The following is a 21,389-nucleotide window of genomic DNA, read 5'->3' as shown; positions in this document are numbered from 1 at the left end:
GTGGTTTTTTTCATCACTGCGCCATTTTCTTTCGGTACATCTTCCCGTTCCAATAGAAGAATCGTGAGGTCAGTCCCCCGTACTTTACAATGCGCCGTGCCATTTTTTGCATATTCTTTTCAGCGGATACTTTTTGATCTGATAAATAAATACCAAGTAAACCTCGGCTAATAAGACGATGAAACTTCGCATGAGGCAAATCACCAATGCTCTTTTCTGCTTTTTCTACAAAGTGCTTCATGCGTTCTAATATTACTTGTTCGTTTTCATAATAACTACAGAAATTCAAATCTCCACCGATACGGTCTTCTTCTTGATCGATGAAATAATCAAGTAAAATGTGAAGTCCTTGTACATACGGGAAATACCCTTGTCTAATTTTCGCAATATCTTCGTCATGTAATTCATCATGAAATGCATATGCTACAAGACAAAAGATTCCTAACGTTGATCCTGCACACGCCGAAAATTCAAACCAGCTCATCGGTGGTAAATTTTCTTTATGAGCTTCAAACCATGTTTTTAGACGTGGTTCTCTTTCTTCTAATTTCACATGTTTATGAATTTGCAAATCACAATAATAACAAGCAAGCTCATGAAGAATAGGAGCAATTTTTTCATAGTGCTTCGTTTTCTTTAAAACATCTTGGCATGTTTCAACAAGTTCGTCTAAATAACCACCATCATCTTGATCATCACGGTAACGATAATAATTACCGCCCCCTTCAACTTCAGGACTTAACGCCGTTAACATCGACTCATGAAGAGCCGCAAAGTCTTTCGGATCAAGTGATGTACTACGATCACATAAATTATCTAAGTAGTCACTAATCGTTTGATACGCTACGATAAAACGAATACATTCCTCTCGGTGTTCATTTGCTAATAACGCTAAAATGCCACCGCCCTCACAATGAAACGTTTTATGCTCAATACTTGCGATTGCCTGACTATGAAGCTCGTCATTCGGAATATGGTAGGCACGCTCTTTCCACATCGCTAGCTCATGGTGTACAACCGGAAACACATCACGGTATACTTTCGCCATGAGCGTTATGGGATTACTCGGTACGTTCACTTCTTCCTTCATCTCCTCTATTCAATATACAAATAATGATTTATTTGTTTGTTTTTACTATATTATTGACATGCATTTCAGTAAATGACTGAATATAATTCAAAATTTCATCACGTTCATACTCATTTAATAACTCATGATAGCAATTAGGCCATTCTTTATACGCCTTATCACTAATTTTAACATTATCAAACCATGTACGGACACGTGTTTTATCTACAAGTTTATCCTCACATGCCTGCATTAGCAAGAGCGGAACATCTGGAAACTCATCTATTTTTTCATGAGCAATCTCGATAGACTTAATCAACTCACTATACCAACGTACTGATACTTTGCGCAAGAACAATGAATCATTTTCCATCGCATCTCTCACTTCATGATTGCGAGTTGACATTTCTACAGTGAGATTTGTTGCAAATTGTAACTTCGGGGCAACAACATTTAATATTTTCGAAGCTGCACGAAGCGAAGCGGAAGGTGCAGCTAATACGCCTAAACAAGGCGAGCTTAGTACGATTCCATCTATGTCCTCTCTTTTTGTTTCTTGCATCATACGAATAACGACAAGTCCTCCCATACTATGACCAAATAAAAAAATGGGCAATCTATACTTTCTTGCTTCTTTCACCCATAACTTTATTTCTTCTATGTATTCATCAAATGAATCGATATGTCCTCTATTCCTTGAAGTTGTTCCGTGTGCTGGAAGATCTCCCATAACGACGTGATAACCGATATGATTCCACATTTCTGCAACTGCTTCATAACGCCCGTGATATTCCATAGCACCATGCACTATAATAATGACGGCTTTCGCTTCTTCCGCTTCATAGTTCCACATACGAAACTCCTCCATTTCACTCTTTTTCATAATTTGATACACTAAAAGTAGTCTCTAGGAAAGGAAGGCTTTACATGATATATCCTTACAAAGAAAAAAATCCGAAAATTGCGAGTAGTGCTTTTATCGCTGACTATGTTACTATTACAGGCGATGTGACAATTGGTGAGGAATCTAGTATTTGGTTTAATACAGTCATTCGTGGTGATGTATCACCAACGATGATTGGAAATAGAGTAAATGTGCAAGATCAATGTACGCTTCACCAAAGCCCTCAGTATCCTCTTATTTTAGAAGATGATGTTACAGTTGGGCATCAAGTTATTTTACATAGCTGTAAAATTGAAAAAGATGCTTTAATTGGAATGGGATCTATCATATTAGATGGTGCTGAAATTGGTGAAGGAGCTTTCATCGGTGCTGGAAGTCTCGTTTCACAAGGAAAGAAAATCCCTCCTAATACGTTAGCTTTCGGTCGTCCTGCGAAGGTCATTCGCGAATTAACAGAAGAAGACCGTAAAGATATGGAACGTATCCGCACACAATACGTTGAAAAAGGACAATATTATAAATCGTTACAAAAATAATTTTACCGCTGCCATAAGACTGGCAGCTTTTTTCATAAAAAAATCTAACTTTTTCTTTACAAAACATTATTATTCCCTCAACAAAACCTTATTAGAATAGGAGCTAATATCTCCATATATATGTAAATGAGGGAGGAAAAATCTCATGAAGGTCAGTGAATTATATAAAATAGAATGTTACATTTTCAAAGGAATTAACCGCTACTTTGATCAAAAAACATTAAATATCTTTTTCCGTAACATTACTCATATCGGTGGTGCAAGCTTCTCCATCGCGCTTACACTTTCCTTTTTATTGTTTGCAAAAGGCGCTCTATATCAAGCTGCAATTGCAACTGCCATTTCTTTAGCAATTAGCCATATTCCCGTACAAATATTAAAAAAATGGTACCCAAGAAAACGCCCTTATTTAACAATTCAAGATGCGAAATATCCAGTACATCCTTTAAAAGATCATTCTTTTCCATCTGGTCATACGACAGCTGCTTTCTCTGTTTTCGTTCCATTTATTTGCTATAACCCAAGCTTACTTATTTTTCTACTGCCACTAGCACTATGCGTCGGTATCTCCCGTATTTATTTAGGGCTTCATTATCCATCAGATGTATTTGTAGGTATGTGCCTTGGCACCTGCTCTGGCATCATCTCTTTTTATCAATTCATTCCACTTTTCACGTAAAGGAGCGATATGATGAGAGTCGCCATATTTACCGATACATTTACACCACAAGTCAACGGTGTCGCGAAAACATTGGCACGGTTAACACGATATTTTCAGAAAGAAAATATCGCCTATTCTGTTTTCGCCCCTCAGCATACGGCTGAAGATAATTTCGTAGCTAATGTGAACAAAATGAGAAGTCTCCCGTTAACAATATTATATCCAGAATGCCGCTTTTCTTTTCCTACTCCGCGCATTAAACGGGAACTTCTTGCTTTTAAACCTGATATCATTCACATTGCCACACCTTTCAACATGGGACTTTGTGGGTTATATTATGCAAAAAGATTAAACATCCCAGTTGTCGGTTCTTATCATACTGATTTTGACGCCTATTTACGTTATTATAAAATTGAATTTCTCTCCACTATGCTATGGAACTATTTAAAATGGTTTCATAGCCATATGCAAAAGAACTTTGTTCCTTCCCCTGAAACATTATATCAATTAAAGAATAAAGGATTTCAAAACCTCTATATTTGGGGACGCGGTGTAGATTGCTCTCTCTTTCATCCAACTTACAATAAAGACCTATTCCGAAAAAAATATAATATTACAGCGAAGTATGTTCTTTCCTACGTCGGACGCCTTGCTCCTGAAAAAGATATCGACACTCTTCAAACACTTATTCATATGACCAATAAAGAACGTAACGATATTCATTGGCTCATCGCTGGAGATGGCCCTCTTGCAAAGATCTTGCATGAAAATGTTCCAAAAACAAATGTAACCTTTACTGGATATTTACAAGGTGAGGATTTGGCTGAAGCCTATGCTTCTTCCGATCTGATGGTATTTCCATCTGCTACTGAAACATTTGGGAACGTCGTACTTGAATCACTCGCATGTGGTACACCTGTCATTGGTGCGAATAGTGGTGGGGTTAAAAATATTATTAAAGATGAAAAAACTGGATTTCTATGTGATCCAAAAAATGAGGCCTCCTTTTTATCATCTATTTATTATTTATTAAACAATGAAGAAAAATTGAAACAAATGGGGTTAGCCGCCTCGTCTTATGCGAGATCACAAAGTTGGGATGAAATCTTTCTTAATTTACTTAACCAATATGAAGAAGTCCTTCACCGAAACAAGGCAGAGCTACTAGCTTAATTATAAAATAAACTCCCTACAATGAACCGTAGGGAGTTTACTACACAATCGTAAATTTTAGTTTAATAAATGATACATAAGGTGAAGCATAATCTTGTATCTATAGCCATTATAACAGAATAATACATAACTAAACAGACTTGTAATAAAAACCCATAAAAATTAATATATGGTTATATAGTATTTTTACTGTATAATGATTTTAAGAAATCTCCCTTGAAATCAACTTACTCACATACCTTTATACAGTAATTGTTCCCCAATTTCTGTATATCAAAAAACCTTTCATTCATTTGAAAGGTCTTTTTGAGCCTGTACATATTCTTCTTTCGTATTCACATTTATAAACCAATACGAATTCGCTTGCACATCTTCTCCGGCAACATATTTCACATTACATTGTGATAAAAGCTGTCCCATACTTCTTTTTTCTTCCTGAAGCAGTTTATCAATTTTCCCTTTAACTCGTTTATGATACGCTGCCAATAGCGGCTGTTTTCTACCTTCAATTATAGGAACGATCGCATCATACTCATCGCTCGTTTGCTCTATTAAAATTGCAAACCATTCTTTTGAAACATTCGGCGCATCACAAGGCATTATGATATACCAGTCTGAATCTATGTATTCCATTCCTGATACAATTCCAGCAAGCGGCCCGTTCCCTTTATAGTGCGGAATATCTTCTATAACAGGAACTTGTATTAATTGCTCCAATCGCTCTTTTATATCAACATGACTAATGACTACAATTTCTTGCAAAGTACTTTCCATTACTTTCACAATATGCTCAACAAAAGTAGTCCCTTTCCAAATCGCTAACGCTTTCGGTTCTCCGAATCTACTCGACATGCCTCCTGCTAATACAATTCCAGTACACCTTTTCATTGGCGGTGCAGCTCAAATGTAATATGACCTAATTCAGGCAAAATCAATTTATTCATCGCAAGACGAACAGCTCCGCTAGACCCTGGCATCGAAAAGACTACTTTACGCCCGATTGTACCGCCAATTGCTCTACTTAACATTGCACTACTTCCGATATCTTCTAAGTAACTAATCATGCGGAACAGCTCACCAAATCCAACAATCTCTTTATCCAATAACGCTGATACTGCCTCAATCGTTACATCACGCTTCGTAATACCAGTACCGCCATTCGTTAGCACAACATCAACATCTTCTTGATGATAACCAGCTAACACAGCCTGCTGAATACTTTCTTTATCATCTTTCACAATCTCATAAGCAGTCACTTTATGTCCCGCTTCTATTAATAATGCATGTAATAATTGCCCGCTCTTATCAGTCTCTTCCGTACGCGTATCAGAAATCGTAACAATTTTGCAGCGTACCTCTTTTGGTGCTTGTTTTTTATGTTCGATTGCGCTCATTTTGTATCCTTCCTTCCTTAAAGACTTTTCTTCATTTTATCATACATACCTTTACACAATTATGTATGAAGCCACTGATACGTCATGATACAATATAAGTATGTACAACCACAAAAAGGAAGATAAAACAATATACTTTCTTATACTCTTAAACTTCACATCATTAGCTACTCTTTAACTTTCCTTATATTTTCTGCATAGTAGAATTCAATGTTAAAACTTGCACTACAAAATAAAGTGGAGGTCTACATATTATGGAACTTTATAAAAAATTAACAACAACATTTATTCTCTTATTTATCGCTTCCATCACTGTCGGATTTTCCTTGAAAGGTGCAATCCCATACGCTACATTAATGAGCACTATTTTCGCAACACTCTTTTTACTATGTAGTGCATTTTGCGCGGGCAAAGCACGTCAAATGAAAGGGTGATCTCGCATGTTTCATAAAAAGCCAACCGTTTGTCAATCATGCAAAAAAGAAATACAAACGTATGAAAAAGCATGGGTTCATATACCATTTCCGGCAAGTGGGATGACAAATATGAAAAAGTATATTGAACTAGACGGTGAAGTGTATTGTAGTTCATGCATTCAAGTAGTAAATGAAACCAAATAAAAAAAGCTTTGCGCTCACACCGCGCAAAGCTTTTTTTCATATATTATAGACTAGCTTGCTCTTTTAAAGCAGCTGCTTTGTCTGTACGTTCCCATGATAAATCTACATCAGTACGTCCGAAGTGTCCGTAAGCTGCTGTTTGTTTGTAAATCGGGCGACGTAAGTCTAGCATTTTAATAATACCAGCTGGGCGAAGATCGAAGTTGTTACGAACTAGTTCTACTAATACATCTTCAGATACTTTACCAGTGCCGAATGTATCAACTGAAATTGATACTGGTTGCGCTACGCCAATTGCGTATGCAAGTTGTACTTCCGCTTTATCAGCAAGACCAGCTGCTACGATATTTTTCGCAACATAACGAGCTGCATATGCTGCTGAACGGTCAACTTTCGTTGCATCTTTACCAGAGAATGCACCGCCACCGTGGCGAGCGTATCCACCGTAAGTATCAACGATGATTTTACGTCCTGTTAAACCAGCATCACCTTGTGGTCCACCGATTACGAAGCGACCAGTTGGGTTAATGAAGAATTTCGTTTCTCCATCCATTAATTCTGCTGGAACTACAGCTTTAATTACATGCTCTTTTAAATCGCGATCGATTTCTTCCCATGTAACATCTGGATGATGCTGTGTAGAAATTACAATTGTATCTACACGTACAGGTTTACCATTTTCATCATACTCAACTGTAACTTGCGTTTTTCCATCTGGACGTAAGTATGATAATGTGTCATCTTTACGTACTTCAGTTAAACGACGAGCTAATTTGTGAGCAAGCGAGATTGGAAGTGGCATTAATTCTTGTGTTTCATTACATGCGAAACCAAACATTAAACCTTGGTCTCCTGCACCAATTGCCTCAATCTCAGCGTCAGTCATTTGACCTTCGCGTGCTTCTAGCGCTTGGTCAACACCCATAGCGATGTCAGCAGATTGCTCATCGATAGATGTTAAAACAGCACAAGTTTCTGCATCGAATCCGTATTTTGCACGTGTGTAACCAATGCCTTGAATTGTTTCACGAACGATTTTCGGAATATCTACGTAAGTAGAAGTCGTAATTTCCCCCGCTACCAATACTAAACCAGTTGTTACAGTTGTTTCACAAGCCACACGTGCATTTGCGTCTTTTGATAAGATCGCATCTAAAATTGAATCAGAAATTTGGTCACAAATTTTATCTGGATGTCCTTCAGTTACAGACTCAGATGTGAACAGATGACGTTTTTTTGTCATGTGGTAAACCTCCCTACAGTAATTGTATATATTGTACGGAACTCATCCTTAATTTGCCACAAACTGCGACATACATTTATTCTCCCACACAAGCATACAGAAAAACCTTTCCTACTTAACATAGAGGAAAGGTTTAATTTGCTACTTGCATACTGCTTTTTGCCCTTTGCTCTTATCGTTCGAGACCATTAGCCTCGCACAGGTTTTAGCACCTATTCACTTGTTATTTACCATCACAAGTGAGGTTGCTGGGCTTCATCGGGCCTGTCCCTCCGCCAGCTCGGGATAAGAGAGTATCCGTCCCAACCTATACTAAAGAAATGATATTCATTTGTCAATTAATATTCACATTTTCCTGAAAGTTTTTCTCAATAAGCATAGAATGAAATATTAATAAGGAAATGATGCATTCACACAAACAAAAACAAATAAATAGTATACATTATTTATATGATTGTGTTATACTCTTGATGGGGATTACGAGAAATATTTCATTAAATGAAAAGGATGGTATATAAATTATGAGTACTGTGAATGTCCAAATTGGTTTACATGAATTATTGAACGGAAGCAATGCACAGATTCAACTAAGTGTTCCGCAATTAGTGGAAAAAGTATTAATGCGAAATGAAGGGAAATTAACTTCTACTGGTGCCGTTTCTGCTTCAACAGGAAAATATACAGGACGTTCTCCTAAAGATAAATTTATTGTGAAAGAAGCATCGGTTGCTGACAAAATTGCTTGGGGAGCTGTGAATCAACCGATTTCTGAAGAACATTTTAATAAATTATATACTAAAGTTTTAGAATACTTAAAAGAAAAAGAAGAGTTATTCGTATTCAAAGGATTTGCAGGCGCTGATCGCAACTATCGTCTACCAATTCAAGTTGTTAACGAATACGCATGGCATAATTTATTCGTGCATCAATTATTTATCCGTCCAACTGAAGAAGAATTAACAACTCACGAATCGGAGTTCACAATTGTTTCTGCACCAAACTTTAAAGCTGATCCAGCAGTTGACGGTACAAATTCTGAAGCATTCATTATGGTTTCATTCGAAAAACGTATCGTACTAATCGGTGGTACAGAATACGCTGGAGAAATGAAAAAATCAATCTTCTCTATTATGAACTTCTTACTTCCAGAACAAGATATTCTTTCTATGCATTGCTCTGCAAACGTAGGCGAAGAAGGCGACGTGGCACTATTCTTCGGTTTATCTGGAACAGGTAAAACAACATTATCTGCTGATCCAAACCGTAAATTAATCGGTGACGATGAACACGGTTGGTCTGATAACGGTGTATTCAATATTGAGGGTGGTTGCTATGCAAAATGTGTAAACCTTTCTCATGAGAAAGAACCACAAATCTTTGATGCAATTAAATTCGGTTCAGTTTTAGAAAACGTTGTCATTAATGACCAAACACGCATCGCAGACTATAACGATACTACTTTAACAGAAAATACACGTGCTGCATACCCTATGCATGCGATTGACAATATCGTACTGCCAAGTGTTGCAGGACATCCAAATACAATTATTTTCTTAACTGCTGACGCATCTGGCGTATTGCCTCCAATCAGTAAGTTATCAAAAGAACAAGCTATGTACCATTTCTTAAGCGGTTACACTAGTAAACTAGCAGGAACAGAGCGCGGCGTTACATCTCCGCAAGCTACATTCTCAACTTGCTTCGGTTCACCGTTCTTACCGCTTGATGCATCTCGCTATGCTGAAATGCTTGGTGAAAAAATCGAGAAACATGATGCAAAAGTATTCTTAGTAAACACTGGCTGGACTGGTGGCGAATACGGCGTTGGTAAACGCATGAACTTAGGTTACACTCGTGCAATGATTCAAGCAGCACTAAGCGGTGAACTTGCGAAAGCAGAAACTGCAAAACACGACATCTTCGGTCTAGAAGTACCTCGTCACGTTCCAGGTGTACCTGACGAAGTATTAATGCCTGAACAAACTTGGGCTGATAAAGCTGCTTACAAAGCGAAAGCAATTGAGCTTGCGAACGAGTTTAAAGCAAACTTCAAAAAATTCGATAGCGTTTCTGAAGATATTATTAACTTAGGCGGTCCAATCGCTTAAATTTAACTTTTCTGTTGAATAACCCTTTACTCATATGAATAAGTATTGTGTAATCACAAAGTTTCGCGTACTCACCGACAAAACCCAATGCGGCTTAACGGTTACACATACTTACATAAAAAAGAAGCTTACGTTTTTCACGTAAGCTTCTTTCTATATATTCTTCAATTTATCCACATACAAATCAAGTCTTCAAAAATATAAACAGATTTCTCGCTCACTTACTCTTTCTGTTTTCACGCGGCATGGGGCAAAAAAAGGCTCTGACCGCTTCTATCCACCGCCGGATCCTCTATTCCACCTAAAAGGTTCCAAAACCAGTTTTCAATTTATATACTTGGATTTTCTCACATACAAATCAAGTCTTCAAAAATATAAACAGATTTCTCGCTCACTTACTCTTTCTGTTTTCACACGGCATGGGGCAAAAAAAGGCTCTGACCGCTTCTATCCACCGCCGGATCCTCTATTCCATCTAAAAAGAAGCTTTTTTAGCTTTTTTATCTATTTCGTTAATTCTTTTTCATCTTTCATACTATAGTAGCCTAAATTAATAACAATTAAAAAATAACCGCCCATAATACCAACTGCAAATGCCCACATAACCATATGGTGCTCAATTTCATACATAATAATGGCACCAAGAATTGCAGCTGCAAAACGATTAAACATACCAAGTGTCGGCGCCTTTGTTTTCTTTACAATGCTATCTCCAAGCTTCTCAATACGCCTTCCTAAAATCCAAACACAATACATGCTTACAATAAGTCCAATTCCAGCACCTAAAAAATGAGCTGAAAATGGTGTTATCGCCCAACCTAGTAACATAATACCTAGTAGATAATACGCTTGAATTTTAAACGACCTTAATGACATACTAATCATGCTGTACTCCTCTTCAATAGTTTTTATCTATCCAACAAAGCTGTATAACTCACTTAGTTCGAGTCCATACTACTTAAAAATTCATTTACATACCTATTTCATCCAAATTAAAAACAACATAAACACAATGTTTACGTTACTAAAATGTTTTTAGAAAATAATATTATACAAGATTCCTAGTATAGAATCACCGATAAATGTGACGTTTTTCAAAACATTTTTCGTCCATTTATGAAAAAAATGATATCAATCTATGAACATACGGATATGATGTAATAAGCACATAAATAAAGGGGGCGTCTAATGATTTATTTTTTAATGGCTCTCATTCACCTCATTGTCCCTGCCCTTATTGGCCTTTCATTATATTGGTACACGAAAAATCATAGTATCTTCTATGCTGTCCTCGGTGTTCTTCTTCCAGGAATTATTCTTATTACACTCTTCCGCATTCCTTTTCTTAATTTAATTCCACTTATTACTGCCATTTTATTTCTCGTATTTTTACCTAAAATAAAAAAATAGGAAAGCAGATCATAGGTGATCTGTTTTCCTATTTTGATATAGATTCTTGCACGGTAGACTGCGCTTCTACTTTCTCTGACTTCACAAACCATAGACCGAAGAAAATGATGATTCCACCGATAATTTGCTGTAATGAAATATATTCTTTTGCCCATAGAGCTGCAAATAAAACCGCTACAAGCGGTGTAATATACATATATACCATCGTGTGCGACGCACCAATTTTTTGTACACCAACATACCACATAACTAAACCGAATACCGTTACAAAGAAAATAGAATAAAGCAAGGCAAACCATGTCATCCCATTTGCAATATGAAATGGCATTGAAAAAACGTGTGGTCCACTTAACACAGCAAGCGGAATTGCTCCAACAACTGCTGACCATGCCGTAACACGAAGAGCAGAATATTTTTTTATAAGAGGACCTGCTAAAACAGGGTAAAGTCCCCAGCATATTGATGTAATAAGTCCAATTCCGTTTCCGTAAGAGGAACTAACAAGTGAATGTCCCGCCAACAGAACAAGCACAGTACCACCGCAAGCAATAATAGAACCGATTAACTTTCGAGAAGAAAACTTTTCTTGTTTAAGCGAAATAGCAAATAAAGTTGTAAAAATAGGTGAAATAGAAATGAGTAAAGAGGCATTTGTAGCGGATGTATATTTGACAGTTTCCATAAATAACGTTTGATACAGTACAATACCTACAACGCTAACGATGATTAATCTTGGTATATCCTTTCGCTCCATGTAAAGTGACTTTTCAATAAAGAACGTAAGTAATAATAATAACGGTGCCGCTGCCATCATTCGAAGTGCCGTAAACTCAATCGCTGTAAACTCTAAAAGTCCGTATTTCGCAATCGTATAATTGACGCCCCATATAATAACAACACTTAAAATTAATAATTCAATTCCCCATTTTCTCATGCGTAATCCCCTCCGCAAAGAAAATTATACAGAAAATTCAATCACATGTACATTTCATTATGTGAAAAAAACAAAGACAGAGAGGCGTATATGATACGCCTCTCTGTCTTTGTTATACTCGAATATGTAGCTTCATATTCGGATTATAAAACTGGCTCGGACTCTTCAGTAGAAAGTGCCCTCCAGATTCATGTAAATCAACCGTTAACTTATCATCCATAAATACAAGCTTTGTGCGATCTGCAATAAAGTTTAGTGCACTTGATTCAATATTTACATCGCGCTCATCTTTCTCTGAAACGGCTACTAAATCAATAATCCCGCTCATGACACAACCGCAACCTTCATTATCATAAAATAACTTTATATATTTCGCTTCACTTGGAATCGTATCCATAATCTTTTTATATGCTGCATCTGTTACAGTAACGTACATACGTGAATCTACATCCTCTCTTCTCATATCATTCATATATTGTACCACTATTTTTCTTAATTCTTGTATACAGAAAATTAAGACTAATGTTAAAATGGCAATGATAAAGGAGGAATTACAATGCCAGCCTTAAAAGAAATAGAGCGATCGCTTAATCATTTATTCCAAATTGAAAAATACGGAAAAGACAGTTCCTTTAGTCGTTTCATTCCAACTACATATGATCAAATCCAGTTTCCATGGAAACAATTTTTTGAAGCAAATTTTGTTGAACAATTTAATGGTCTTATGATACGAGGGGCTGAAAATGTAAACACAGTATTTTTGGCTGTCTTCCCTACAGATGGTGTTCTTGAAAAATTCATTTCACAATCTATGACAGGTGATTTACTCTTCATGCACCATCCACTTGTGATGGAATGCGGTGATCCGCTCGGGAAATCAGGGCGAGGATTTGTTCCAATTCCATCGAAATATTTGCACGCAATAAAAGAAAAACAACTTTCTATATATACATGTCACGGTCCAATGGATTTTCATCAAACATATGGAACTAGTATTTCAATTGCAAAAGCACTTCAAGCTAATGTAATTGACGGATTTGCTCACGGTGGTCCAGAGCAACAACCAGTCGGCCTTATTTGCGAAATAGATGAAACATCAACAGAAAAACTCCAAAAACATCTAAAAAAACTCTTCAACATTCCGTATACAGACTTTGAAGGTAAACAACATGACTCCATTACAAAAATTGCAATTATTGCTGGCTGCGGTGATGTCGTATCTTTAATGAAAGAAGCCGAAGAAAAAGGTGCTGAAGCTTACATTGCGGGGGAAATCCATTGTCATATTGATAACGAATACGGTAAGCATAAGTACTCACTTATTATGGATTACGTAAAAGAAACAAATATGTCACTCATCGGTGTATCGCACTCTGCCTCTGAATTTTTAGTGAAAAAGACATTGATACACGATTGGTTTAAAGAAAATTTTGATGTGAGCATTACTTTGTTGCCGCAGGAAAAATGGTGGTTATAATTTTTAAAGAGGTATCTTACTTTAGCTACCTCTCTTTACTACACTTAAAATTGCATATGTTACTTTAAAAACATGATTAGCCCCTTCAAATCCTTTCCTTCTCTTTGCCCTCCATAACGCTAAACAAAATTTTGTCCCAGCCTGTTTTGCACATTAAAAGCCATATATTGAGTCGTCTATGTATATTGTTTCATTTTGAAACTCTCATCACTGATTATTAGTTGAACCAATTGGACCTTAACGCAGGATAAACCAATAAAAAAACATCACTTTTGACAAAGTGATGTTTTCTATTTATCTCTTGCACTATCATTAAATCGGCAACATAATCTCTACCGTCGTTCCAACTCCAACTTCACTTTCAAAGTTCAATTTACCGTGGTGATCTTTAATAATTTTTTCTGTAACTACTAAACCTAAGCCCGTTCCAGTTTCTTTCGTTGTGTAAAAAGCTTCATTTAGCTTCGGAATTTTATCTTTGGGAATACCGCATCCCTCATCTATAATTTGAATAACAATTACATCTTCTACTGTAACTTTTACAGTAATAGTTCCGCCAACTGACATTGCTTCAATCGCATTTTTTATTAAATTAAAAAATACTTGCTTCAATCGTTTTTCATCGCATGTGATTGAGGGTATATCCTTACTATAAATAGCCTGTATGTTTACCCCTTGTTCTAAAGCCGGTTTTTCCATAACTCGAATAACATAAGAGATGATTTCTTTTATATTATGAGTTTCTGATTCTATTGATTTAGATTTCTCAAACCCACTTAGTTCTGTAGCGATTGTATTAATACGATCCACTTCCTGCTTCATAATCTCACTATAAATCTTATCTTCTGGATGTTTTTCCGCTTGCTTATTCACAAGTTTTTTTAACTTTGCTAGCGGTCTTTTAATCTTATCGCCAATTACTGTTGCCATTTTTCCAACAGTCGCTAATTTTTCTACCTTTTGTATTTCTTTATCCATCATTTCAAGTGTGCGAACGTAAGATTGGAATCTTAAAAATATAATCCAACATATAATAGCAAAACCGCTGCATAATGCCATTGGAATAAGGACAATAAAGGATTGAACAACGAATCCCATCAGTGCATATTTTCCGACAAGGACTCCGGCAACTAACCAAAAATACCTTTTATTCACAAAGATCGGTGCAAATAAAATAAAGAACCCTTCTACTATATTTCCACCATCAAATTCAGTAGCACTTCCGTAATAAATAATGAAGTTATTAATAAAATCCAATATATTATAGCCAATTAAAATAATATACTTCACAATATATGGATTTTTCTGCTTCATAAAGTAAATTCCAGTAAAGAATAATAAGATCATCAAACTATAGAACCATAGACCTAATCCTTCTCCAAAAACATCTGCGGGCTTTTGATCTTCCACTGATAAAAGGACCATAGCCTTTTCAGCAAAATCATACACAAAAAATATGACGAAGAATAAGCTTAAAAATATTTTTAACGCCTTTATTTCTTCTTTTTCAAATATATAGCCTTTATCCATATGATAGCTCCTTTTACAACACCTCTTACTCTTGTGTTACACTGCGCTCAAGTTTTTTCGGAAGCAGTATTTCTACTCTCGTTCCTTTCTTTACTTCACTAGAAATATGTAATTCTCCAAGGTTCTCTGTAATAATTCGCTCTGCTAACGTAAGGCCTAATCCAATTTTATCTTGCTTCGTTGTATAAAAAGCCTCTGTAACTCTTCCTAAATTCTCTTTTTTTATCCCGAAACCACTATCTACTATACTTATTACTACATAATCTCTTTTTTTATCTTCAACTTGTATTTGCAATGTTCCACCATGTTCCATTGCCTCTAGAGCATTTTTAATAACATACAAAAATACACCTTTTAATTTTCGTTTATCACATTCAATCTCACTTCTATTATGCTCTTCATTAAAGGTGAAATTTATATTTAACTCGTCCATTTTTTCATGCATTTTTTCTACTGCTTGTACTAGAACATCACTTACAATATGTTTTTCATAAACAGAAGGTTTACATGTAGCAACCTCCATTAATTCACTAATCATATTATTCATATTTTCTATTTCAAGAATCATTTGTCCATAAGTCGCATCTTTTTCGTGCTTCTCTTTTTGTAATTGCGTAAACCCTTTTAATGAAGCAAGTGGATTTTTAATTTCATGTCCGACTGTCGCTGCCATTTTTCCGATAACCGCCAATTTTTGTGCCTGACTAGCCTCGGCAATACTTTTCTTGACTGCTGAAAAATATTGTACAAATCGATTTAAAATAATATATGACACGAAAAGCAACAACATATTCATAACAAGAGGTATAAACCGATTCAGTTCTCCAAATACAAATAGGTATATCATATATTTTCCTATAAGAAATGGCGCTAAGATAAATAAATATCGTTTACTTAAAAATATTGGCACGAAGAAAATGAAAATAAATTCGATTACATTCCCTTCATCAAATGCTATTGTATTATGAAAAGCATACCATCCAATATTGAAAATCTCTGCAATCATGTATGCAAATAAATATGTATATTTAACTAAATGTGCTTTTCCTCTCTCAAATAAGTAAACACCGATACCTAATATAATCATGATGTATGCAATCTTCAATATCCCTTTATGCCAATTTTCTAAAGGCATTTTATCTTCTAATATAATCGCATATGCAACCTCATATACAATCACAATGACATGCAGTACCCATAAGAAAATCTTAGCATTTTTCTTTTCTTCTTTAGCAGATAGAAAGCTCTCTCCCACTTCAACACCCCTTCAAAATCATATCTCGAAGAATACCATTTATTATAATAAATGATTTTCATAGACAAACAAAGATAAATTGAACAAATGAGGAAAATCAATCCATGGACACCCAAATAAAAACTCTCTTAGAAATGCAAAAGAGTTTTTTTACGTGTTAAACAAATTGTCAAATTATGTACAGAATCCAAATATGAAATGGATAAAATATGTAAAACATATATTTCATCCACGTCCGATTATAACCTCATTGTCCGTTATAAAGATTACTCCTCCTAATACATATTCTAGTTCCTAAATCCAGAGGGGCTTTTATTATAACTTTCTACTCATATAATATTAAAACGGATAAAAATTCACATATTTCTCACAAATCAATCACTTAAACGATTCTATTTTAATTTATACTAAATGTACAAGTAATACTCCCTAAACCCAGCTTGTCTGTTTACCCCGTTAAATACTATGAAAAAAGAACTTGTATCGTATACAAGTTCTTTTTGTCGCTTATTTAAATAATATATCCTTACTATATTGCTTTCCAATAAGTAAGTCATATTGAATAAGCTCATATTGCTTTAACATTTCTTTTTGTTTCGCTGTTAAACTTTTTATTGCTTCTCCGTCTTTTCCTATCTTCAATTCGTCACGAAGTACGGGAATTTCTTCATATAACTTCGATAAAAATTGATAGAACGGTACCTTATTTAATCCAGCATAATCAAGGACAAGATTTGAAAAATAAATTGGACTTACTAGGCCTAAATTGTCATTTGGTATATCAAAATTTGCGTACATTAATAACGGCGTTTGTGCCATCGCTAATCGTTCACTTGGTGTTTTTTCATTTGTTATATAACCAGTCTCTTTATAAAGAGATTTATTTGTTCCTAGTGATGGGAGATGATCGCCAAAGAATACTAATAATGTAGGTCTATCTAAATTATCTAGTTGCTCTATTAAATATTGCAGAGCTTCATCTGAACGTCTTAATCCTTCTGTATAAGTCTCTAATTCAGCTTTCGATTCTTCATTTTCTAATCCACTAATCTCTATTTGATTTTCGCCAAATCTTCCTTCTGTAAATGGAAAATGATTTTGCATCGTAACTGCATGAACAAACGTAGGTTTCTTTTGCTTCTCTAATTCAGCTATTATCTCTTTACTCATAGATAAATCGCTAATATAATCTCCATCAACTTCTACATTTTCCATCGTATCTTGTGCATTAAACTTATCAAATCCTAACACTTTATATACATCATCCCGTTTAAAGAATGAGCGACCGAACGAATGAATAGCGCTTGTGTAATACCCTTCTTCTTTCAACGTTCGAGTAATGGATGGAATTTCCACTTTATTTGTAACGACTTGCTGATATGGTATAGATCCTGGCTTTAACAAACTCATTGAATAACTCGTTAACGCCTCAAATTCAACGTTCGCAGTATTTCCTCCAAATGTCGGCGAAATAGTTTGTCCACCAGGAAAACTTCCTATATAATGATGCAAATTCGGTAAAGGATCTTCACTAAAGGAAAGATTCGTTAATTTCGTTGGATCCCAAAACGACTCACTCATTACAAAAATAATATTTGGTTTCTCTTTTTGCTTCTGCGCCCCTATATTGCTACCATATTGTTTCTTTATGTCTTTTGCTATTTGAAGCATATTTTCTTTTGAATAGTCTTTCGGCTTTTCAATGACTGTCGTATCTAAATTACTTATAAAGCCTAACACAAAACCATTTGAAGCATAATTTTCATTTTGATTCCACAAAACGAACTCTATATCCGACTTTTGAAACCATTTATTCATAAACGTATTCGTAAAATTACCATACGCATATAAAACAAAAACGGATCCTATTATAAATAGAACTCGTACGCCTGCATGAACTTTTACATTTTGAATATATTTCCTCACATACATACCCACCAAAATACAGGCAACAACACTTACAATAACGAGAAGAATATAACCCCAACTAAAATAATCCATCACCATCGGTATAACAGATTGCATATGTCCAATCTGTGTAAAATCAGAAGGATATAGTGGGTCCCCTCTAAAAATAAGCTTTAAATGGTTTACAATACCTAAAATGACTAACGTGCAACTCGTTAAAATAACACTCAGAAAAAATTTCCCTAGCACACTATATACAAAAACATATATTGCATAAATTACTAGTAAGCTAAATATAAACTGCATATTATAATAGTAAATCCAATTTATCGCTTCTACGAAGTTCATATTAACTTGTAACACAATATAAAATAAAGTTACTACATGCGCTATAAAAAATAATATAAGATACACTCGAAGGGACGATTTAATTATGAACGTCTCTTTTTTATTTGAATACACAAAATATAAGAGTGCACCCCATATTAAAATCATCATACTCCTTAAAATCAACTTATGATTAAAAATATCTTTAATCATATCTAAATTAAAAAACTTTAAAATCATAAACAGCACAGTTGTTACTAGTAAGGTTACCATGCCACTTAACATGGTAGAAATTAATATATTTCTTCTCGGAAGATGATAAAGTGTGGAACCATACTTCACTTCATTCCCTCTTTTCTATCTATTAATTTCACCTCGCATCGTAAAAACGCTTTCTATAAAAATAACATATAACGTGTATTTCGTCTTCCAACTTGCTTTTACTATAAATATATTTTCTTAATTATCCCTTAATAATCAGTTAAATTTTAGAATTTAAACTATGGAGTATTGAAAAATCAAATTACTCCCCTCCACTTTATGATATAATAACTATGTTTTGGAAAACCTTAATACTATTAAGGTTTTATCATGAAAACAAGAAAGAATTAATAAAAAAGGAGCTGCTCATTTTTGTTAAATAAGTTTAAAAATTTGCCTAAAGCGGTATATGTAATTTTGGCGCTTTCTTTCCTGTTGCATGTTTTTTGTCTAGTAAAACAGCCAGGGTTAAATGGAGAAGCAGTCAAAGTAACCTATGGTGCATATGATGCGTTCAACTATTCGTTAACAGCTGAACAGTTACTAAAACACGGTGTCTTTGGATATGTTTATATGGAGCCTAGTGAAGTTCCTGGAAAAAATGCATACATCACACCAGGTCAGCCACTATTATTAGCTGGCGCTATGATTATTTCTGATGTTACATCACTTCCTTACTATTACGTGGCAACTGTCATTAATATGCTATTGAATCTCGGCACAGTGTTACTAGTATTCTTAATAGGAAAAGAGTTATTTGAAAAGAATATTTATGGAATTGTCGCAAGTATTTTATATGCTATTTATCCAAGTAACTATACATACTTCCGTACATTACTAACAGAAGTTCCTTCAATATTCTTATTATCGTTAAGCGTGTATGTATTTGTTCTCGCATGGAAATACAATAAAGCAAAATTCCATATATGGTTTGGAATTGTTGTTGCTATTTTACTTATGTTCCGTCCAAACCCTGCTCCAATGATGCTCATTCCTGTTCTTGCCGTCTTGTTCACATATGGATTTAAAGAATCAATTCGGATTGGATTATTATGGCTCATTGGCCCATTCTTTATTATCGGTGCTTGGGTTGTTCGTAACTATTTAGCGTTTCATCAATTTATTTTATTCTCAACACAAGGTGCGGACCCATTAATTGCCGGCGCAGATCCATTTAACAAAATCGGCTATGAAAATGTGGTTAACCAAATGAGAGCCCAAGGCTTAGAGGATAAAGGTGCCTACGCAAAAGATTTAATCAAAAATGGATTTAAGACGGACTTCACATATTGGTTCTCTTGGTTCACTGTTGGGAAAACAATTGAGTTATTCAAAACAGCTCCTGCTGTAGACCAATACCATATTCATAAATTTATGCAAATGTGTCATAGAGTCTTCATCATTGGTACATTCTTGAGCAGTTTCTGCCTCATGCTAAATTCATTTAAACATAAACGCGTTATGATGCTAGTAGCAAGTTCTGTTATTTACATCATCTTCTCAAACTTATTCTTAGCAATTAATCGCTACGGATTTTTCATTAACCCTCTTATGTGCTTAATTCTTGCATATGGGTTAGTTTACGCTGTGCAGAAGCTTCCATTTTTCCGCACTAACCAAGCATAATAAAAAAGAGGTCGTCCAAAGATGGACGACCTCTTTTTTATTATCCAACACTTTGAACACGACCAATTTGTCCATCTTGTAATCGAACTTTAATTCCGTACGTATGTGTTTCCATGTTTGTAAAAATATCTTTCACAACAACGCTCACAATTTTACTATAATCTTTATCTAATTGGATAACTACATGTGAACCGACCGAAATTTGTGATCTTGTCGGCACGAGTTTCGGAAAACTATTACTATAGAAAAAACCTGTCATATGACAGGTTCTTTTCGTTATTTATTATGCAAGGGAAAATGTTGAAATGATTAGCATGTTTACTATATAAGAGGAAGCATCCATATTTTCCATATGATACTCACGATTACTATAAGTACAAAATCAAAAAAATCTAATCTCGGACCCTTTTTCATAGTCATATCTAGCCACATATGAATCCACTTCACTTCTTTGTATTTATGAATATTTTTCTTTGCAAATCGGTAAATGAGCACTTGCATGATGAAAATTCCAACTACGCAAATGAATAATAAGATGAGAAATTCAACCACGAAATTCCTCCTATTTTTGAAGTGTTTTCTCTACTATATGGTTCCTCAAAACCCATTCCTCAAACTGAGCACTTCCAAATTCCCAGCTCAAATCACGAGCATGTACAGAAAAAACGTAATAACCGGCATATTCGTCCATAAACATTCCTGCCTCTACATCATCTTTCTGAATACCGTATACTCCAAAATTAAAATACACATCCCATACGTCTTCATGCTTCCTCTTATAAGCAATCGATTCCATATCACATTCAGTTCCGAAATAATCAAGATGTAAATGTATGCTATCATCGTATTCGTACTCCATTTTATCACCCCTTATATTTGTACTTCTGTACTACCCAAAAAATTCCTGCTATATACTCACATATGGGCACTAACCTACATATCATGCTTATAGA

General features: G+C 35.1%; 22 protein-coding genes, 1 pseudogene and 1 riboswitch. Of the genes and pseudogenes, 9 read left to right on the top strand and 14 right to left on the bottom strand.

Annotated elements, in window-relative coordinates; translation table 11 throughout:
* Window positions 1–13: 13 nt before the first annotated feature.
* Window positions 14–1,078, bottom strand: a complete 1,065-nt coding sequence (locus tag MR109_RS20200) for a tetraprenyl-beta-curcumene synthase family protein (RefSeq protein ID WP_025148906.1) — start codon at window positions 1,076–1,078, stop codon at window positions 14–16.
* Between the two features lie 40 nt (window positions 1,079–1,118).
* A complete protein-coding gene (locus MR109_RS20195) occupies window positions 1,119–1,922 on the bottom strand; it encodes an alpha/beta hydrolase (protein WP_098304272.1) in 804 nt (267 codons plus the stop codon).
* 74 nt (window positions 1,923–1,996) lie between these two features.
* Between MR109_RS20195 and MR109_RS20190 the strand changes: the two genes are divergently transcribed.
* The 3 genes from MR109_RS20190 (at window position 1,997) to MR109_RS20180 (ending at window position 4,343) form a co-directional block, all read left to right on the top strand.
* Window positions 1,997–2,509 (top strand): gamma carbonic anhydrase, encoded by a 513-nt coding sequence (locus MR109_RS20190; protein ID WP_002173875.1) that lies wholly within the window; start codon window positions 1,997–1,999, stop codon window positions 2,507–2,509.
* Between the two features lie 145 nt (window positions 2,510–2,654).
* The gene (locus tag MR109_RS20185) at window positions 2,655–3,188 is read left to right on the top strand and encodes a phosphatase PAP2 family protein (RefSeq protein ID WP_002173876.1); all 534 of its coding nucleotides are present in this window, start codon (window positions 2,655–2,657) and stop codon (window positions 3,186–3,188) included.
* Window positions 3,189–3,200: 12 nt separating this feature from the next.
* The gene (locus MR109_RS20180) at window positions 3,201–4,343 is read left to right on the top strand and encodes a glycosyltransferase family 4 protein (RefSeq protein WP_242273642.1); all 1,143 of its coding nucleotides are present in this window, start codon (window positions 3,201–3,203) and stop codon (window positions 4,341–4,343) included.
* Between the two features lie 285 nt (window positions 4,344–4,628).
* Here the strand turns inward: MR109_RS20180 and MR109_RS20175 are convergent, their stop codons facing one another.
* Complete coding sequence (locus MR109_RS20175) at window positions 4,629–5,231, bottom strand: molybdenum cofactor guanylyltransferase (protein ID WP_002173878.1); 603 nt, start codon at window positions 5,229–5,231, stop codon at window positions 4,629–4,631.
* Window positions 5,228–5,737 carry a MogA/MoaB family molybdenum cofactor biosynthesis protein gene (locus MR109_RS20170; RefSeq protein ID WP_048374429.1) on the bottom strand — a complete coding sequence of 170 codons (510 nt, stop codon included), beginning with the start codon at window positions 5,735–5,737 and terminating at the stop codon, window positions 5,228–5,230. The genes MR109_RS20175 and MR109_RS20170 overlap by 4 nt, the downstream gene beginning before the upstream one ends.
* Window positions 5,738–5,991: 254 nt before the next feature.
* On the opposite strand from MR109_RS20170, the gene MR109_RS20165 reads away from it, so the two are divergent.
* Together MR109_RS20165 and MR109_RS20160 are read left to right on the top strand one after the other, a co-directional pair.
* On the top strand, window positions 5,992–6,171 hold the full coding sequence (locus MR109_RS20165) for a hypothetical protein (protein WP_025148901.1): 180 nt from the start codon (window positions 5,992–5,994) through the stop codon (window positions 6,169–6,171).
* Window positions 6,172–6,177: 6 nt separating this feature from the next.
* Window positions 6,178–6,357: a hypothetical protein gene (locus MR109_RS20160; RefSeq protein ID WP_048374428.1), complete on the top strand. Its 180-nt coding sequence runs from the start codon at window positions 6,178–6,180 to the stop codon at window positions 6,355–6,357.
* A 43-nt stretch (window positions 6,358–6,400) separates the two neighbouring features.
* Here the strand turns inward: MR109_RS20160 and metK are convergent, their stop codons facing one another.
* The gene (gene metK, locus MR109_RS20155; protein ID WP_025148899.1) at window positions 6,401–7,600 is read right to left on the bottom strand and encodes a methionine adenosyltransferase; all 1,200 of its coding nucleotides are present in this window, start codon (window positions 7,598–7,600) and stop codon (window positions 6,401–6,403) included.
* A 169-nt stretch (window positions 7,601–7,769) separates the two neighbouring features.
* Window positions 7,770–7,892: riboswitch (SAM riboswitch) on the bottom strand.
* Window positions 7,893–8,121: 229 nt separating this feature from the next.
* On the opposite strand from metK, the gene pckA reads away from it, so the two are divergent.
* Entirely contained in the window at window positions 8,122–9,708 is a 1,587-nt protein-coding gene (gene pckA / locus MR109_RS20150) for a phosphoenolpyruvate carboxykinase (ATP) (RefSeq protein WP_025148898.1), read from the top strand.
* A gap of 504 nt (window positions 9,709–10,212) precedes the next feature.
* Here the strand turns inward: pckA and MR109_RS20145 are convergent.
* A complete protein-coding gene (locus MR109_RS20145) occupies window positions 10,213–10,593 on the bottom strand; it encodes an ATP synthase subunit I (protein ID WP_002173884.1) in 381 nt (126 codons plus the stop codon).
* Window positions 10,594–10,896: 303 nt separating this feature from the next.
* Here MR109_RS20145 and MR109_RS20140 point away from each other — a divergent pair, with 303 nt between their 5' ends.
* Window positions 10,897–11,118: a hypothetical protein gene (locus MR109_RS20140; protein ID WP_000639048.1), complete on the top strand. Its 222-nt coding sequence runs from the start codon at window positions 10,897–10,899 to the stop codon at window positions 11,116–11,118.
* 28 nt (window positions 11,119–11,146) lie between these two features.
* On the opposite strand, the gene MR109_RS20135 is transcribed toward MR109_RS20140, so the two are convergent.
* The gene (locus MR109_RS20135; protein ID WP_071718146.1) at window positions 11,147–12,052 is read right to left on the bottom strand and encodes a DMT family transporter; all 906 of its coding nucleotides are present in this window, start codon (window positions 12,050–12,052) and stop codon (window positions 11,147–11,149) included.
* Window positions 12,053–12,164: 112 nt separating this feature from the next.
* Window positions 12,165–12,488 carry an iron-sulfur cluster biosynthesis family protein gene (locus MR109_RS20130; protein WP_025148896.1) on the bottom strand — a complete coding sequence of 108 codons (324 nt, stop codon included), beginning with the start codon at window positions 12,486–12,488 and terminating at the stop codon, window positions 12,165–12,167.
* A 120-nt stretch (window positions 12,489–12,608) separates the two neighbouring features.
* On the opposite strand from MR109_RS20130, the gene MR109_RS20125 reads away from it, so the two are divergent.
* Entirely contained in the window at window positions 12,609–13,529 is a 921-nt protein-coding gene (locus MR109_RS20125; RefSeq protein ID WP_242273641.1) for a Nif3-like dinuclear metal center hexameric protein, read from the top strand.
* Between the two features lie 312 nt (window positions 13,530–13,841).
* Here the strand turns inward: MR109_RS20125 and MR109_RS20120 are convergent, their stop codons facing one another.
* From MR109_RS20120 to MR109_RS20110, 3 genes are all read right to left on the bottom strand, one after another.
* Complete coding sequence (locus MR109_RS20120) at window positions 13,842–15,059, bottom strand: ATP-binding protein (RefSeq protein ID WP_242273634.1); 1,218 nt, start codon at window positions 15,057–15,059, stop codon at window positions 13,842–13,844.
* A gap of 25 nt (window positions 15,060–15,084) precedes the next feature.
* Window positions 15,085–16,314 carry an ATP-binding protein gene (locus tag MR109_RS20115; protein WP_242273632.1) on the bottom strand — a complete coding sequence of 410 codons (1,230 nt, stop codon included), beginning with the start codon at window positions 16,312–16,314 and terminating at the stop codon, window positions 15,085–15,087.
* 507 nt (window positions 16,315–16,821) lie between these two features.
* A complete protein-coding gene (locus tag MR109_RS20110; RefSeq protein ID WP_242273631.1) occupies window positions 16,822–18,891 on the bottom strand; it encodes an LTA synthase family protein in 2,070 nt (689 codons plus the stop codon).
* A 291-nt stretch (window positions 18,892–19,182) separates the two neighbouring features.
* Here MR109_RS20110 and MR109_RS20105 point away from each other — a divergent pair, with 291 nt between their 5' ends.
* Window positions 19,183–20,436, top strand: a complete 1,254-nt coding sequence (locus tag MR109_RS20105; RefSeq protein ID WP_242273630.1) for a glycosyltransferase family 39 protein — start codon at window positions 19,183–19,185, stop codon at window positions 20,434–20,436.
* 40 nt (window positions 20,437–20,476) lie between these two features.
* Here MR109_RS20105 and MR109_RS20100 read toward each other — a convergent pair.
* The 3 genes and pseudogenes from MR109_RS20100 to MR109_RS20090 form a co-directional block, all read right to left on the bottom strand.
* Window positions 20,477–20,653 (bottom strand): annotated as a pseudogene (locus tag MR109_RS20100) (YwbE family protein); the annotation flags it as partial.
* A gap of 104 nt (window positions 20,654–20,757) precedes the next feature.
* A complete protein-coding gene (locus MR109_RS20095) occupies window positions 20,758–20,988 on the bottom strand; it encodes a hypothetical protein (protein ID WP_025148889.1) in 231 nt (76 codons plus the stop codon).
* A gap of 10 nt (window positions 20,989–20,998) precedes the next feature.
* Window positions 20,999–21,295 carry a DUF3986 family protein gene (locus MR109_RS20090; protein WP_002173895.1) on the bottom strand — a complete coding sequence of 99 codons (297 nt, stop codon included), beginning with the start codon at window positions 21,293–21,295 and terminating at the stop codon, window positions 20,999–21,001.
* Between the last annotated feature and the right edge of the window lie 94 nt (window positions 21,296–21,389).

Origin of the sequence: Bacillus cereus group sp. BfR-BA-01310 (assembly GCF_022664325.1) — a bacterium.
Classification (GTDB): domain Bacteria; phylum Bacillota; class Bacilli; order Bacillales; family Bacillaceae_G; genus Bacillus_A; species Bacillus_A paramycoides.
This window is presented reverse-complemented; position numbering and strand designations above follow the sequence as displayed.